The sequence below is a fragment of the Azospirillum baldaniorum genome, from assembly GCF_003119195.2.
Lineage (GTDB): Bacteria > Pseudomonadota > Alphaproteobacteria > Azospirillales > Azospirillaceae > Azospirillum > Azospirillum baldaniorum.
Window position 1 is genome coordinate 251,641 of record NZ_CP022255.1, and the last position, 15,753, is coordinate 267,393.

The 15,753-nt window shown below is 69.2% G+C and carries 16 protein-coding genes; 10 read left to right on the forward strand and 6 right to left on the reverse strand.

Annotation, left to right across the window (positions count from 1 at the left end; translation table 11 throughout):
- The first annotated feature begins 42 nt into the window (after positions 1–42).
- The 6 genes from Sp245p_RS23485 to Sp245p_RS23510 all read left to right on the forward strand — a co-directional run bounded on the left by Sp245p_RS23485 (position 43) and on the right by Sp245p_RS23510 (position 5,791).
- Positions 43–945, forward strand: coding sequence for a dihydrodipicolinate synthase family protein (locus Sp245p_RS23485; protein ID WP_109138942.1), 903 nt, complete (start codon positions 43–45; stop codon positions 943–945).
- A gap of 5 nt (positions 946–950) precedes the next feature.
- A complete protein-coding gene (locus Sp245p_RS23490) occupies positions 951–2,216 on the forward strand; it encodes a sialidase family protein (protein WP_052584533.1) in 1,266 nt (421 codons plus the stop codon).
- Positions 2,217–2,235: 19 nt separating this feature from the next.
- Complete coding sequence (locus Sp245p_RS23495; RefSeq protein WP_244439540.1) at positions 2,236–3,042, forward strand: ABC transporter ATP-binding protein; 807 nt, start codon at positions 2,236–2,238, stop codon at positions 3,040–3,042.
- Positions 3,039–3,902 (forward strand): ABC transporter permease, encoded by an 864-nt coding sequence (locus tag Sp245p_RS23500; protein ID WP_014199135.1) that lies wholly within the window; start codon positions 3,039–3,041, stop codon positions 3,900–3,902. Before Sp245p_RS23495 ends, Sp245p_RS23500 begins: the two co-directional genes overlap by 4 nt.
- A gap of 61 nt (positions 3,903–3,963) precedes the next feature.
- Positions 3,964–5,049: an ABC transporter substrate-binding protein gene (locus tag Sp245p_RS23505; protein ID WP_014199134.1), complete on the forward strand. Its 1,086-nt coding sequence runs from the start codon at positions 3,964–3,966 to the stop codon at positions 5,047–5,049.
- The gene (locus tag Sp245p_RS23510; RefSeq protein WP_014199133.1) at positions 5,042–5,791 is read left to right on the forward strand and encodes an SDR family NAD(P)-dependent oxidoreductase; all 750 of its coding nucleotides are present in this window, start codon (positions 5,042–5,044) and stop codon (positions 5,789–5,791) included. Before Sp245p_RS23505 ends, Sp245p_RS23510 begins: the two co-directional genes overlap by 8 nt.
- 15 nt (positions 5,792–5,806) lie before the next feature.
- Here the strand turns inward: Sp245p_RS23510 and Sp245p_RS23515 are convergent, their stop codons facing one another.
- From Sp245p_RS23515 to Sp245p_RS23530, 4 genes are all read right to left on the reverse strand, one after another.
- Positions 5,807–6,787, reverse strand: coding sequence for a bile acid:sodium symporter (locus Sp245p_RS23515; protein WP_244439539.1), 981 nt, complete (start codon positions 6,785–6,787; stop codon positions 5,807–5,809).
- Between the two features lie 33 nt (positions 6,788–6,820).
- Positions 6,821–7,252 carry a MerR family transcriptional regulator gene (locus Sp245p_RS23520; RefSeq protein WP_014199131.1) on the reverse strand — a complete coding sequence of 144 codons (432 nt, stop codon included), beginning with the start codon at positions 7,250–7,252 and terminating at the stop codon, positions 6,821–6,823.
- Positions 7,253–7,336: 84 nt separating this feature from the next.
- Entirely contained in the window at positions 7,337–8,698 is a 1,362-nt protein-coding gene (locus Sp245p_RS23525) for an aminotransferase-like domain-containing protein (RefSeq protein WP_052584532.1), read from the reverse strand.
- A gap of 53 nt (positions 8,699–8,751) precedes the next feature.
- Positions 8,752–9,081: a FadR/GntR family transcriptional regulator gene (locus tag Sp245p_RS23530; protein WP_014199129.1), complete on the reverse strand. Its 330-nt coding sequence runs from the start codon at positions 9,079–9,081 to the stop codon at positions 8,752–8,754.
- Positions 9,082–9,542: 461 nt separating this feature from the next.
- Between Sp245p_RS23530 and Sp245p_RS23535 the strand changes: the two genes are divergently transcribed.
- A complete protein-coding gene (locus tag Sp245p_RS23535; RefSeq protein WP_014199127.1) occupies positions 9,543–10,097 on the forward strand; it encodes a hypothetical protein in 555 nt (184 codons plus the stop codon).
- Positions 10,098–10,117: 20 nt separating this feature from the next.
- Here Sp245p_RS23535 and Sp245p_RS23540 read toward each other — a convergent pair whose 3' ends face one another.
- Complete coding sequence (locus tag Sp245p_RS23540) at positions 10,118–10,555, reverse strand: winged helix-turn-helix transcriptional regulator (protein ID WP_052584501.1); 438 nt, start codon at positions 10,553–10,555, stop codon at positions 10,118–10,120.
- Between the two features lie 102 nt (positions 10,556–10,657).
- On the opposite strand from Sp245p_RS23540, the gene Sp245p_RS23545 reads away from it, so the two are divergent.
- The 3 genes from Sp245p_RS23545 to Sp245p_RS23555 all read left to right on the forward strand — a co-directional run bounded on the left by Sp245p_RS23545 (position 10,658) and on the right by Sp245p_RS23555 (position 14,569).
- Complete coding sequence (locus tag Sp245p_RS23545; protein ID WP_041814051.1) at positions 10,658–11,446, forward strand: SDR family oxidoreductase; 789 nt, start codon at positions 10,658–10,660, stop codon at positions 11,444–11,446.
- 156 nt (positions 11,447–11,602) lie between these two features.
- On the forward strand, positions 11,603–12,172 hold the full coding sequence (locus Sp245p_RS23550) for a GNAT family N-acetyltransferase (protein WP_014199123.1): 570 nt from the start codon (positions 11,603–11,605) through the stop codon (positions 12,170–12,172).
- 39 nt (positions 12,173–12,211) lie between these two features.
- On the forward strand, positions 12,212–14,569 hold the full coding sequence (locus Sp245p_RS23555) for an Orn/Lys/Arg family decarboxylase (RefSeq protein WP_014199122.1): 2,358 nt from the start codon (positions 12,212–12,214) through the stop codon (positions 14,567–14,569).
- Between the two features lie 240 nt (positions 14,570–14,809).
- Here Sp245p_RS23555 and Sp245p_RS23560 read toward each other — a convergent pair whose 3' ends face one another.
- Positions 14,810–15,706, reverse strand: a complete 897-nt coding sequence (locus Sp245p_RS23560) for a LysR family transcriptional regulator (protein ID WP_014199121.1) — start codon at positions 15,704–15,706, stop codon at positions 14,810–14,812.
- Positions 15,707–15,753 lie beyond the last annotated feature (47 nt).

Here is a 15,753-nt window from a genome sequence, read left to right on the forward strand (position 1 = left end):
CCCCCTAAGAAAAGCCCCCAGGAAACGCCCAAGGTAGATGCGATGAGCAAGATCACAGGACCCTTCGTCGCCGTCGTCACCCCCTTCGACACAGAGGAGCGGATGAACGAGGCGGCGCTGCGCCGGCAGGTGGCGCGGCAGGCGGCCGCCGGCAACGGCGTCTTCTGCGCGGGCACCAACGGCGAGTTCTACGCGCTCTCCGTCGGCGAGAAGCGGCGCGCCGCCGAACTGTGCGTGGAGGCCGCCGACGGCCGCGTGCCGGTGCTGGCCCACATCGGCGAGATTTCCACCCACCAGACCATCGCGCTGGGCCGCGAGATTGCCCGGCTAGGCGTCAAGGCGGTGTCGGCGATCACGCCGTCCTTCATCGCCTGCTCGCAGGAGGAGCTGGTCGGCTATTACCGCCGGGTGGCGGACGCGCTGACCGTGCCGCTCTACCTCTACAACATCCCGGCGCGCACCGGGAACACGCTGACCCCGGAGGCCGCCCGCATCCTGGCCGACCACCCCAACATCGTCGGCATCAAGGACAGCGCCGGCTCGCAGGACAGCCTGGACGGCTTCCTCGCCGTGGCCCGCGAGCGTGACGATTTCAACGTGATGGTCGGCCCGGACTCGCTGATCCTGCACGGGCTGCGCAACGGCGCCGCCGGCTGCGTCTCCGGGCTCGGCAACGTCGCGCCGCTGACGCTGAACCGCATCTGGACCGCCTTCATGGCGGGCGAAAACGAGGCCGCCGAGGCCGCCCAGACCCATTTCGGCCAGCTCCGCAAGGATCTCTACGCGCTGGGCTTCCCGCCCTCCATGGTCAAGCGGGCGCTGTGCCACGCGATGCCGGAGGTCGGCCACAGCCGCGGCCCGGTGCTGATCGACGGCGAGACCGACCGCGCCATCGCCACCCTGGCCGCCCGCTACGCCGAGGCTGCCGAGGGTTCGCAGGAGTGACGACCATGACCACCGCATCGACCCTGTCCGAACAGGCCGCTCCGGCGCCGGCGCCGGAGCGCCGCGGCCCGCTGATTCCGGCGGCCGACGATCCCCGGCGCATCGACGCCTACCTGCCGTCGCCCTGCGTGCAGAACCACGCCGCCAATCTGGCGCTGCTGCCCAACGGCGACCTGCTGTGCGCCTGGTTCGGCGGCACGCAGGAGGGCATCCCCGACGTGTCCATCCACGTCGCCCGCCTGCCGGCCGGCGGCGACCGCTGGGAGGCGCCGGTCAAGCTGTCCGACGATCCCGGCCGGTCGGAGCAGAACCCGGTCCTGTTCCCGGCGCCCGACGGCACGCTGTGGCTGATGTACACCGCCCAGGTCTCCGGCCACCAGGACACCGCCATCGTGCGCTGCCGCGTGTCGGCCGACCAGGGGCGGAGCTGGGGGCCGGTGCGCACCCTGTTCGAGGCCGAAGGCCACACCGGCGTCTTCATCCGCCAGCCGGTGGTGGTGCTGGACAACGGCGACTGGCTCCTGCCGACCTTCCTGTGCCACGGCACGCCGGGCCGCGCCTGGGTGGGCGACCACGACACCAGCGCCGTGCGCATCTCCAGCGACGGCGGCCGGACCTGGACCGAGCATGCGGTCCCCGACAGCACCGGCTGCGTCCACATGAACATCGTGCCGCTGGCGGACGGGCGGCTGGCCGCCTTCTACCGCAGCCGCTGGGCCGACCATGTCTACCGCAGCCTGTCCAGCGACGGCGGGCGGAGCTGGACCGCGCCGGAGCCGACGGAACTGCCCAACAACAACTCCTCCATCCAGGTGACGGCTCTGTCCGACGGGCGGCTGGCCATCGTCTACAACCACGCCAGCGCCGCCGACGCGACCGGCCGCCGGCTGGGCCTGTACGACGACATCGAAGAGGCTGGCGAGACGGCGAACCCCGCCGCTCAACCGGCCGCCGAGCCCGCGGTTGAACCTCCGGCGGAGGGGCGGACGGCCTTCTGGGGGGCGCCGCGGGCGCCGCTGACCCTGGCGCTGTCCTCCGACGGCGGGGTGACGTGGCCGCTGCGCCGCGACCTGGAGGTCGGCGACGGCTACTGCATGACCAACAATTCGAAGGAGAAGCTGAACCGGGAGTTTTCCTACCCGGCCATTCTCCAGACGCCGGACGGCCGGCTGCGCATCGCCTTCACCTATTTCCGGCAGGCGATCAAATACACCGAACTGCCGCCGGGCTGGGTCGATGCCGGCTGGGTCGAATCCGGCAGCGGGCGATAAAGGGGAAGGAAGCATGCCCATGAGAGCGACACAGATGGCGCCCATCACCGGCCTGCGGCCGGTCGCACCGACGCTGATCCAGATCCGCAACCTGAAAAAGACCTACGCCGCCGGCCGGGTCCAGGCGCTGTCGAACATCAACCTCGACATCGCCGACGGCGAGTTCGTCTGCGTCGTCGGCCCGTCGGGCTGCGGCAAGAGCACGCTGCTGCGCATCCTGGCCGGGCTGGACGACTACGACAGCGGCCAGGTGATGCTCGGCACCAAGACGGTCTCCGGCCCGTCGCGCGACGTCGGCGTGGTGTTCCAGCAGGCCAACCTGCTGCCCTGGCTGACGGTGCGCGAGAATGTGGCGCTGCCGCTGCGCGTCGGCGGCGGCCGGCCCGACGGGGCGGACGACGTGGACCGCCTGCTGGAGGTGGCCGGCCTGAAGGATTTCGGCGGCCGCTACCCCTACGAGCTGTCGGGCGGCATGCAGCAGCGCGCCGGCATCTGCCGCGCCCTGGTGCGCAACCCGCGCATCCTGCTGATGGACGAGCCGTTCGGCGCGCTGGACGCCCTGACCCGCGAGCGGATGAACCTGGAGCTGCAGCGCATCTGGCAGAGCACCGGCAAGACGGTGATGCTGATCACCCACTCGATCTCCGAGGCGATCTTCCTCGCCGACCGGGTGATCGTGATGTCCGCGCGCCCCGGCCGCGTGCTGCGCGAGCTGACCGTGGACATCCCGCGCCCGCGCAGCAACGACACCATCATCAGCCACCCGGATTACCCGGCGCTCGCCAAGGAGATCCGCGCGCTTCTGACCGGACAGGGAGAGGAATGATGAGCAAGCCCGACATCACGCTGGCGGTCGCCGATCCCACCATCGAGTCCGCCCCCGCCTCCGAATCCCCGCCCCGCGCTCCGCGCCCGGTCAACGGCACGCTGATCGCCGGCCTGGGTCTGGTGGCGCTGTTCGCCGGCTGGGCGCTTGCCGTCCGCTTCCTCGACGTGCCGTCCTACATCCTGCCGTCGCCCGCCGCGGTGTGGAAGGCGCTGTGGTCGGGTCTGGCGGTGTCGCCCTCCGACCCGCTCGGCTACTATCTGCCGCTGTGGGGCACGCTGAAGAACGCCGCCATCGGTCTGGCGGCCGGCGGCGGGCTCGGGCTGCTGCTCGGCTCGCTGATGGCGGAAAGCCGCACCATCGAAAAGCTGCTGATGCCCTACGCCTTCGCCCTGCAGAGCCTGCCCAAGGTGGCCATCGCGCCGCTGGTGGTGATCTGGTTCGGCTTCGGCGACGGGTCGAAGATCGCCATCGCCGGGCTGCTGTCCTTCTTCCCGATCCTGATCAACAGCTTCACCGGTCTGCGCTCCGTCGATCCGGAGAAGATCGACCTGATGCGCTCGCTCTCCGCCTCGCGTTTCGAGACCTACCGCATCGTCAAGCTGCCGAACGCCGCCCCCTACATCTTCGCCGGCCTGGACATGGCGGTGGTCTACGCCCTGCTGGGCACCATCGTGGCGGAGTTCCTGGGCGCGCAGCAGGGCATGGGCGTCGTCATCACCCAGGCCCAGGCGGTGACCGACGTGGCCGGCGTCTTCGCGGCCCTGGTGATCCTGGGCGCCTTCGGCATCCTGCTGCACGGCATCGTGCGCGGGCTGGAGCAGCGCATCGTCCATTGGGGCAACCGCGGCCGCAAGTGAGCCGCGGCCCGGACGACACGATTTCAAACCAAACAACACAAGCAAGGGGGAGGACACCATCATGACCAACTTCAGCGTCACCCGCCGCCAGTGCCTGCAGGCCGCCGGCGTCTTCGCCGCCGCCATGGCGCTCGGCCCGCGCTCGCTCTTCGCGCAGTCCGCCCCGCGCACCGTGCGGCTGGGCGTCGGGCTGAAGTCGCTGAACGCCAGCGTCATCAACCTGCTGATCGGCGAGGCGCTGGGCTACAACGCCGCCGAGGGCTTCACCGTCAAGGGCATGGCGGTGGGCGGCAACGCCAACGTCCAGGTCGCGGTGGACCGCGGCGACGTGGAGGTCGGCATCGCCGTGCCGTCCTACGCGCTGCCGATCCTCGCCAAGGGCGAATGGGGCGAGGCCATCAGCTTCTACCAGTACACCTACCCCTACAAATGGGACGTGGCGGTGAAGCCGGGCTCGGCGCTCAAGAGCTACGCCGACCTCAAGGGCAAGAACATCGGCGTGTCCGACTTCGGCGGCACCGAATATCCGGTGACCCGCAACGTCCTGAAGAATCTCGGCATCGACCCCGACCGCGACGTGAAGTGGACGGCGGTGGGCGGCGGGGTGCCGGCCGGCGTGGCGCTGCAGCGCGGGGCGGTCGACGCGCTCGCCTACTACGACACCGGCTTCGGCCTGATCGAGGGGGCGGGCATTCCCTTCGAGATCCTGACCCGCCCACAGGGCCTGCCGATGATCGGCGGCCAGTTCCTGATGACGCTGCGCGAGCGGCTGAAGACCGACCGCGCGCTGATGGTCGGCTTCGGCCGGTCGGCGGCCAAGGCCTCGACCTTCCTGCTCGCCAACCCGACGGCGGGGGCCAAGGCCTTCCTCAAGCTCTACCCGGAAACCGCGCCGCGCGGCAGCAGCGAGGAGGAGGCGGTCAAGGCGGTGCTGGTCGCAGTCAGCCGCCGCATCAAGCTCTACCAGCCTCCCTATCCGGGCTTCAAGATGGGCCAGATCAACCCGGACGAGTTCACCACCGAGATGGCGCTGAACGGCATGGAGGCGAAGGACCTGTCGCGCTTCTACACCAACGACCTGATCGACGACATCAACGCCTTCGACGCCGAAGCGGTGAAGGCCCAGGCGATGAGCTACAATGGCTGAGCGGCCGGCAGTGGGGCGGCCCGAGGTGGGGCGGCCCGAGGTGGAGCGGCCCGCGTCGCCGGGGCGGGCGCTGGTGACCGGGGTCAGCTCCGGCATCGGCGCGGCCATCGCGGCCCGCCTGCTGGACGATGGCTGGGAGGTGGTGGGGCTGAGCCGCACCGCCCCGGCCATCGACCATCCGGCCCTGCGCTTCGTCGCCGTCGATCTGATGGACGCCGAGGCGCTGGCCGACGCCCTGGCCGGCCTGCCGCCGGTGCGGGCGGTGGTCCACGCCGCCGGCATCCTGCGCGTCGGCCGGCTGGGCGAGACGGACAGCGCCACGGCCGATGCGCGGGCGATGTGGCGCCTGCATGTCGAGGCGGCGACGCAGCTCGTGGAGCACGCCGTCCCTGCCATGGAGGAGGGCGGGCGTGTGGTGCTGATCGGCAGCCGCACGTCGGACGGCTCGGCCGGGCGCGGCCAGTACGCCGCCAGCAAGGCGGCGCTGTCGGGGCTGGCCCGCTCCTGGGCGATCGAGCAGGCGCCGCGCGGCGTCACGGTGAACATCGTCGCCCCCGGCGCCACCGATACGCCGATGCTGGCCGACCCCAACCGGGCCGGCGTGCAGCCGAAGCGGCCTCCCATCGGCCGCTTTGTGAAGCCCGAGGAGGTGGCGGCGCTGACCGCCTTCCTGCTGTCGGACGCGGCGGCCAGCATCACCGGCCAGCGCATCGTGGTGTGCGGCGGCGCCTCCTTGGTGTGAAGCGCCTTTTCCGGTTCAGCGCGCCGGCACGAGGCGCGGCACCCAGCGGACGTAGGTGAGCATCGCCACCAACTCCACCAGCGTCTGCGTCACCACCACCGCGGGCACCAGCGCCCCGCCGTCCGGGACGGCGAAGGCCAGCGGCAGAACGACCAGGGAGTTGCGCGTGCCGCCGCTGAAGACGACGGCCCGTGCCGCTTCGGTCTCGAGCCGGAACAGGCGCGCCACCGCCCGGCCGGCGTAGGGCATCGCCAGCGCGAAGGCGATGTAGAGCGGCACGGCGAGGGCCACCGCCCGCGCCTGGGCGGCCACGTCGGCGGCGACCGCGGCGACGACGAGAAACAGCACCACCGCCATGAGCGGCACGGGCAGCCACGCCAGGGCGTCCGCGGCGGCCTTTGCGGCACCGCCGCGCGCCGCCCAGGCCTGCGTCGCCCCGGCGAGCGCCAGCGGCACGGCAATCAGTCCGACAAAGGCGTCGATGAACGGACCCGGCCGCATCAGCGTCGCCGCTCCCTCCCCGGCGAACAGGCCGAGGTAGACGGGCAGAAGCAGCATCTGGACGAGCAGCAGCACCGGCGTCGCCGCCAGCACCAGCCGCGCGTCGCCGCGCCCGAGATGGGTGAAGACGACGACATAGTCGATGCAGGGCGCCAGCAGGACCAGCAGCACGCCGAGCCGCACCGCCGCCTGCTCCGCGGGCAGGACGGAGACCAGCCCGAAGACCACGCAGGGCACAACCGCGAAATTGACCAGCAGCAGGGCCGACAGGAAGCGGGTGTTGGTCATGCTCCGCCGCAGGTCGCCCAGCGGGACCTGGAGAAAGGTGACGTAGATCAGCGCGGCGAGGGACGGGTTGATGCCGGCTCCCCAGGCGTCGCCCGGCACGACGGCGGCGGCAAGCAGCCCGGCGACGACCGCCGCGAAATAAACGGGGACCTGATGGTTTTCCAGATCCGCGCGGGTGACGGCGGCCATGTCTCGGCTCCCGGTCATGGATTGTCTTCATCGGCCTGCGGACCCGCCGGGTCACGGGCAGCAGCGGCCATCCTCGTGGTGCGGCGACAGCGCCTCGATGATGCGGCACTCGGCCATCCGGCCGCCGCGTCGGCACTGGTGGGCCAGCCGGTCCAGTTCCTCGCGCAGGCGCTCCAGATCGGCGATCTTCCGCTCCACCTCGTGAAGCTGTTCGAGCACCAGGGCGTCGACCTCCCCGCAGGGGCGGTCCGGCTGGTCGGCCAGATCCAGCATCGCCCGGACGGTCTCCAGCGGAAAGCCGAGATCACGCACCCGCCGGACGAAGGTCAGCCGCCGCACATGGTCGTGGCCGTAGCTGCGGTAGTTCCCCGCCGTGCGGGCGGGCGCCGGCAGGATGCCGATCTTCTCATAGAAGCGGATGGTCTCGACCTTGGTGCCGGTCATCTTGCCGAGCGCGCCGATGGACAGATCCTGCTGCGCCATCACAAACCCCTTTGACCCTGTAGTCACTCCAGGGTGGATGATAGCGCAGAGCGGGCAGCCGCGCATCCGTCGCCGAACGGTACCTTATCCTTCCGCCGCCGCGATCGCGCGCTTCAGCACCTCGAAAACGCGCGGATCGCTCATCTGGGCGACGTTGAACCGCAGATAGCCGGCGGCTGACTGGCTGACGCTGAAGACGTTGCCCGGGGCGAGGATCACCCGCTCGTCCAGCGCCGTCCGCGCTACGTTCGCCGCGTCCCGGCCGTCCGGCAGGCTGCACCAGAGATAGAAGCCGCCGCGCGGCATCAGCCAGGGGTGCAGGCCGAGGGCCGCCAGCCGGTCCGCCGTCTCGCGCCGCGCCCGAGCCAGACGGCGCCGCAGCCCCTCCAGATGCTTGCGGTAGCCGGCATCGCCGAGGGTGGCGAGAACGAGTTCGGCGGAGACCGGGCTCGGACCGCCGAAGTTCGTCGCGACCTGCAGATCGACCAGCGCCTCCACCCAGTCCGGCCGCGCCGCGAGATAGCCGCAGCGCACCGAGGCGGAAAGCGTCTTGGAGAAGCTGCCGATCCGGATGACCTGGGACAGCCCGTCCAGGGCGGCGAGGCGCGGGGAGGGGTCGGGTTCGAAACCGGCGAAGATGTCGTCCTCGACGATGGTGACGTTATGGGCGGCGGCGGCCTTGAGCAGCCGGTGCGCCGTCTGCGGCGACATCGTCGCCCCCGTCGGGTTGTGGAGCGCCGCGTTGGTGATGTAGAGGCGTGGCCGATGTTCGGCCAGCGCTTCGGCGAAGAGCGCGGTGTCCGGCCCGTCGCGGGTGTAGGGCACGCCGACGATGCGGACCTGATGGGCGCGCAGCAGGGCCTGGAAGTTGAAATAGCAGGGGTCGTCGATCAGCACCGCGTCGCCGGGGCGCAGCAGGAAGCGGCAGATCAGGTCGATCGCCTGGGTTCCCGACCCGGTCAGGAGGATCTGGTCGGCCCCCGCCGCGATCCCTTCCTCCGCGAACTGCCGCGCCAGGAGCCTGCGCAGGGCAAGCGAGCCGTGCGTGCTGCCATAGTCGGCCAGCACGGCGTCGTCGGCGTGGGCGAGACGGCGGATGGCGCGGCGCAGGGCGGCGTTGGGCATCCAGTCCGCCGGCAGCCACCCGCATCCGGGTTTCAGCATCTCCGCGTCGGCGTCGAGCGACTGGCGCGACACCCAGAAGGGATCAATGGCCCGGTCGCGGCGCGGTTCGGCCTCGGCCAGGGCCAACGGCGGCAATGAGCCGGACACGTAGAAGCCGGAACCGGGCCGCGAGCGGATCACGCCTTCGGCGGCGAGACGGTCGTAGGACTCCACCACGGTCGACGGCGACACGCCCATGGCGGTGGCGAACCGGCGGATGGACGGCAGCCGGTCGCCTGGGGACAGCCGGCCGTCCGCCATCCTCTGACGGATCGCGTCCATCACCTCCACGGTCCGAGTGACGTTGCGCGGTTCCGGCAAGGGCGAGCCCGTCCTCACCCGGTCTCCCGCAGGGATTTCGACGGTTTTGCGCGTCGGGTTTCCAGGGCGTTGCGCACCTCGATCAGCATCTCCGGGCTGGTGTCGTCCGCGTTGAGGATGTTGTTGATGGGGCCGAGCGGCACATGTTCGCTGAGATTTTCCACCACCGTGCCGCGGCTGACGTCGAAGCGCTCGGCCAACACCCGTTCCGCGGGCAGCTTCTGCCCCGCCTCAATGATGCGGCGGGCGATCAGGCCGTTGATCTGCTCGATGATGATGTCGGGCGGGCGTCGGACCTTGAGTTTCTGCAGGTGGCGCGAGACGTCGGAATCAGGGTCTTCCATGCCGCTCTCCAGTCGCTGAACTGGTTCGCTGGTACGCAGCGGTTCCAGTTGTTTAGGCATCCCGGGTGGACAAGTCAATCGCACGCCGTGGTCCGGGATCCGGACCGCCGGTCATGAACGCGCGGACGGCCTGTTCACCGCTCCGTTCGGCATCCCGACCTGGGACGGAGCGGCGGAGGTTCAGCCGACGGCCTTGGTCCGTAGATGGCCATGAAGCCGCCATCGGCGAAGATGAACTGGCCGTTGACGAAGTCGGAGGCCGGGAACACCGCGATGCTTATGCCTCCGGCAAGTCCGGCCGGCAATTTGTGCCCATGGGCAGAGTCCCGCCAAGCGAAAGACGTCCGCACCGGCGTCACGGGTGCCCGGCATGGCGTTCATCGGCGGGAGGCGATGTGGCACAACCTTTGCTTTTGCTCGGCATCGCATGGCGCGAGCCATGAACCGCAGTGGAGGTGAACATGCACGTCCTTGGGCACCCTATGGCCGTCGGCCAGGCGGTCGTTTCGGATCGGGGCCGGATGTCGGGCGCCGGCCAACCGACCGGCTCGACCAGCTTCTCGGATCTGCTGTCGGCGAACGCTTCCGAAGCGCCGGCTCCCGTGACGGCGCCGGCATCGACTGAGCCGGCCGAGAGTCAAGAGATCGCCCGGCTGCAAAAGGAACTGGATGCGTACAAGCGCCAGCGGGAGAAGGTCGTCCAGGGCCGAACCATCGACCCGCCGGCGTTTCAGATGGCGCTGCCTGTCAACGACCGCGGCTACATGCCCTATGTGACGGCCGACCAGCAGAAGCTGATGGACCGCATCACCGACTCCTATCTTGGTCGGCCGGAGCACGAGATGGAGAAGATGTGGGAGGAACTGCGGGCCAACGGCCTCACGCCGGAGCAGCTTGTGCGGACCGCGGCGTACTTCGTCAATCTTGACGGCGAGGTCGTCAGCCGTGCTGTGGCAACGGGAGGCCAGCGATCCGCCCAGCAGGGGAGCACCGCCTGGATGGCATCGAGCGTTTGATGGGTCGTGGCCGACACCGTCTACGTCACGCTGGTTTCCGGCTTTTGCGCGTCACCGTCCGGCCCCTCCTGGATGAGGCGCGACCGGAGTTCGGCGGGCGCGCCCTCCGCCCAGATCAGCAGAGCGTCAAGAGCCGGGCACAGGGACTGGCCCCATTCCGTCAGATGGTACTCCACCTTCGGCGGGACCTGATGGTGGACGATGCGCCCGACCACACCGTCGCTTTCGAGCTGACGCAACTGCTGGATCAGCATCTTCTGGGAAATGCCGGGGATGGCCCGTTCCAGATCGGAAAAGCGCCGGACTTGGCCGCCGAACAGTTGGAACAGAATGACGAGCTTCCACCGGCCCTCCAGGACCCGGAGCGCGTTCTGCACGCTCTGGGCGGCCGATCGCGCCGTGTAGGAAGCACGCTTACCTTCCGGTAAGTACCTTACTTTTTCGTCGGTTCTTGTCATCCGGAAAGCCTAGTAGCACCCTTTCTCCGACGCAACGCATTCCCGGAGAGAGCGCATGGACCACGAACGTCCGCCTGTGATCGCCGCCCTGGAGATCGCATGATGCCCGCCCGCATCGATCCCGCCGAATTCCAGGGGCGCCGCGTCGTCGTCACCGGCGGCACCAAGGGCGCCGGCCGGGCGACCGTCCAACGGTTCCTCGCGGGCGGCGCCCACGTCCTGACCGCCGCGCGCGCCGGGTCCGACGATCCGGCGGGCGCGCGGTTCGTGGTGGCGGACCTGACCACCCCGGAGGGGCCCCTGCGCCTCGCCGAAGCGGCCATGGAGATCCTTGGCGGCGTCGACGTGCTGGTCCATGTTCTGGGCGGCTCCGCCTCGCCCGGCGGCGGCTTCGCCGCCCTGACGGACGAGCATTGGCGCGCGGAGCTGGACCTGAACCTATTCGCGGCGGTGCGGCTCGATCGAGCCCTGCTGCCTCAGATGATCGCGCGCGGCAACGGCGCGGTCGTCCACGTCTCATCCATCCAGCGCCAACTGCCGCTCCACGATTCCACGACCGCCTACGCGGCGGCGAAAGCCGCCTTGACGACCTACAGCAAGGCGTTGTCGAAGGAACTCGGTCCGAAGGGCGTGCGGGTCAACGTCGTTTCGCCGGGCTGGATCTACACCGAAGCCGCCGACGCCCTGGTGTCCCGCATCGCCGCCAGCACCGGCGGAACGCCGGAGGCGGCGCGCCAAAGCATCCTGGACGCGCTCGGGGGCATCCCGCTGGGGCGCCCGGCCCGGCCCGAGGAGGTGGCGGAACTCATCGCCTTCCTGGCCTCGGATCGTGCGTCCGCGATCCACGGCGCGGAGCATGTCATCGATGGCGGGACGATCCCCACGGTCTGATGGAGCCATGCGGCAGTTCGCGGACCCCGGCCGCCCATCACCGGAATTCGATGACCCTTTCGTGAAACCCCGGCCGTGCGTCACACGCCTGTCATCGAGTTCGGTTAGGTTGCCCACCCGGCGCGAAGCCGTTCCGCAGGCCGCAGGGGCAGACCGGTGTTCGACACGTCTTTCTCCATCACCATCCGCCCCTCCACGGAGGCGGATGTGGCCGCGATGCTGGAGATCTACAGTTACCACATTCAGCACGGCCTCGGTCCCTTCGACATCGAGCCGCTGCACCCCGAGGAGCTGAAGCGCCGCCGCAAGGCCATGCTGAAGCGGCGCCTGCCGCACCTCGTGGCGGAGATCGGGGGCGTGGTGGTCGGCTACGCCTACGCCGCCCCCTTCCGCAAACGCCCGGCCTATCGCTACACGGTCGAGCACTCGATCTACGTCCACAAGGACCGCCAGGGTCTCGGCATCGGCCGGCGCCTGCTGCCGGCGTTGATCGAGGCCTGCACGGCCGCCGACTGCCGCCAGATGGTGGCCGTGGTGGACAGCGCCAACACGCCGTCGCTGCGCCTGCACGAAGCGTTCGGGTTCGTCCGGGCCGGCGTTCTGCGCTCGGTGGGCTTCAGGTTCGGACGCTGGACCGACAGCGTCTTCCTGCAGCGCAGCCTGGGCGAGGCCGACGCGGAACTGCCGGACGACGTTCGCGGCGGCACCGTCCAGGCCGGCGACTGACGTCTTCCTCCCTTCACGTTTCCCCTTTGGAGGTCCGGCATGGACTTTTTCCGACGCTTCTCCTTCCTGGTCTGCGCCCCGGCCTTCGACCCCGACGAGTTGGAAGGCGTGCGCGTGCAGCAGATCGTCGCGGAGGTCGAGCGGCTGGGCTTCGAGGTGGTGCGGACGCGTCGGGTGGAGGACGCCGAGCTGGCCATCCGCACCGACGCCGCGATCGGCTGCATGATCGTCGACTGGGGCAAGCGCGGGTTGGAGGGCAAGCCGGCATCGCTGATCGCCCTGGCGCGCAAGCGCGGTCTGGAGATGCCGATCATCCTGCTGGTGCGTCGGCAGCGGCTGGAGAACATTCCGGTGGACGTGCTGAACCAGGTGGACGGCTACGTCTTTCTGGCCGAGGAGACGCCGGAGTTCATCGCCAAGAATCTGGTGAGCCGCCTCAAGCAGTATGCCGAGACGCTGAAGACGCCCTTCTTCGGCGAACTGGTCGATTACGCCGAGGAAGGCAACCAGCTGTGGACCTGCCCCGGGCACAACGGCGGCATCTTCTACAGCCGCAGCCCGATCGGCCGGATCTTCGTCGAGCATCTGGGCGAGGCGGTGTTCCGCGACGACATCGACAATTCGGTGCTGGAGATGGGCGACCTGCTGGTCCACGAGGGACCGGCGCTGAAGGCGCAGAAGGAAGCGGCGAAGATTTTCGGTGCGGAACGCACCTACTTCGTGCTGAACGGCACCTCGGCCTCGAACAAGATCGTGCTGTCGGCGCTGGTCGCCGAGGACGACCTCGTGCTGTTCGACCGCAACAACCACAAGGCGGCACACCACGGCGGCCTGTTCCTCGGCGGCGGCATCCCGGTGTTTCTGGAAACCGACCGCAACGCCTATGGCCTGATCGGTCCCATCGACCACGAGGCATTGGACGAGGAGCGCATCCGCGCGAAGATCCGCGGCAACCCGCTGGTCAAGGACCCCGACGCCTGGAAGCGTGAACGACCGTTCCGCGCCGCGGTGATCCAGCAGTGCAGCTACGACGGCACCATCTACAGCGCCGAGACGATCCTGGCGAAGATCGGTCACCTCTGCGACTACATTCTCTTCGACGAGGCGTGGGCCGGCTTCCTGAAGTTCCACCCGCTGTTCAAGGGCCGCTTCGCCATGGGGCTGGACGGGCTGCACGACGGCCATCCGGGCATCATCGCCACCCAGTCGACCCACAAGCAGCTGGCCAGCTTCTCGCAAGCCTCGCAGATCCACGTCAAGGACAGCCACATCCGCGGGCAGCGCCGCCGGGTGGAGCACCGTCGCTTCAACGAGACGTTCCTGCTGCACGCCTCGACCTCGCCCTTCTACCCGCTGTTCGCGTCGCTGGACGTCGGCGCGCAGATGATGAAGGGCCGCTCGGGCGAGGTGTTGTGGGACGACACGATCCGGCTGGGCGTGGAATTGCGCAAGAAGATCCGCGCGATCCGCCGCGAGTTCGAGGAGCGCGAGAGCGCCCCGGCGCGCCGCTGGTTCTTCGACCCCTTCGTGCCCGACCGCGTCTCGTTCGACGGCGCTGAGATCGCGTGGGAGGAGGTGCCGACCGACGCGCTGGCCTCCGACGTGCGTCATTGGGTGTTCAAACCGGGCGCGCACTGGCACGGTTTCCGCCATGTCGCGGCCGGCTACGCGATGACCGACCCGAACAAGCTGACGCTGCTCACCCCCGGCTTCGACCGGCGGACCGGGGCCTACGAGGAGCACGGCATCCCCGCTCCGGTGGTGGCGCAGTACCTGCGCGAGAACCGCATCGTGCCGGAGAAGAACGACCTGAACTCCATCCTCTTCCTGCTGACGCCGGGCGTGGAATCGAGCAAGGCCGGCACGCTGCTGAGCGCGCTCGTGGCCTTCAAGAGGCTGCACGACGACAACGCGTTGCTGGAGGACGTCATCCCCGAGTTCGTCGCCCGGCGGCCCGCCCGCTACGCCGGCCGCCGGCTGCGCGACCTGTGCGCGGAGATGCACGGCTTCTACCGCGAGCGCCGCACCAACGAGCTGCAGCGCCGCATGTTCCGCCCCGATCATCTGCCGGAGATGGTCATGCCGCCGCGCGAGGCGGTGCGCCGGCTGGTGCGCAACGACGTCGATTACCTGCCCATCGACCGGATCGCCGGGCGGGTTGCCACCACGCTCTTCGTCGTTTATCCGCCGGGCATCGCCACCATCGTGCCGGGCGAGCGTCTGGACGAGCGCGCCCGGCCGATGATCGAGTATCTCCAGGTCTTCCAAGAGGGCGCCAACCGCTTCCCCGGCTTCGACAACGAGATCCAGGGCCTCTACCGTGAAACCGAGCCGGACGGTTCGGTGCGCTTCTACACCTACGTTGTGCGGGAGGATGGTGCCGACGCCCGCCGGTAGCAGTGGGCCGGGCGGCCCCGCCGAGTGGGACGGAAGGCGAAGCCGCACCGTCGGAAGACCGGGCGGAGTTCGATCCGGTGCCCGTCGGCCGGCGATCCGGTTTGCGCCAAGGCGCCCAGTCGCATGGCATCGGGCCAGGAGTCTCGACGCTCCGCCGGAGGTCTCGACGTTCGGTGGGTGCGCAGGGCCGCGCGAAGGCCGCTGTTCCGCGTCCGGAACAGCCTGTTGACGGAGTTGCGCTCAGCGCATCTCCACCAGAAGACGCCGCAGCCAGATGCCGGAAAGGTCGGCCTCCGTGCGGCGGTGCCAGACCAGCGAATAGTTGAAATGCGGGATCAGGAACGGCAGTGGGAAGGACAACAGCCCTTGCGACAGGGCGATCGATTCCAGCAGGGACGGCAGGGTCGCCACCATCCTCGTCCCCACGATGGCGGTGATGTTGCTCATGAAGCTGGGGGAGCGCAGGGCGATGGTCCGGTGACGTCCGATGCCCTTCAAGAACACGTCGATCGGGCTCGAACCGGAGGCGCGGAACTGGGCGATGGCGTGTGGATAGCGCAAATAATCGTCAAGGGAAATGCCCTGATCGATCAGCTCCATCAAAGGGTGGTCGGTGCTACAGAACCCCACGAAGCTGTCATGGAACAGGAACTGGGACAGATAAGGCGACTCCGGCGGCTGGAGCCCCCAGAAGGTGCAGTCGAGTTCGCCGCCGGCAAGTTGGTTCAGGGTGTTTTCCCCGACGTTGATCAGTTCCAACGTCACGTTGGGAGCGATCTGCTGAAGCTTCCGGGTGAGCCTGGGCACGATGGTCAGGGCGGCGAAGTCGCTGATGCCGATCCGGAAATGCCGGTTCTCCTCAACCGCGTCCGCTCCGTTGGTGTTCATCAGAACACGGACGGATTGGAGGATTCCCGCCACCGGGCCAATCATTGATTGCGCCCGCTCCGTCGGCACCAGCCGGTTGCGGGCGCGGACGAACAGCGGGTCGTCCATCAGGACCCGGAGCCGGTTCAACGCATGACTGACCGCCGGCTGGCTCAGCGCCAGTTGCGGAGCGGCATCCTTCACTGAGCCCGTGCGCGCGATCGCGTCGAAAACCACCAGCAAATTCAAGTCGATGCGGTTCAAATTCATGGCGTGAATTCCAGACTTCATAACCCTGCATTTTACTAAAGCAACTT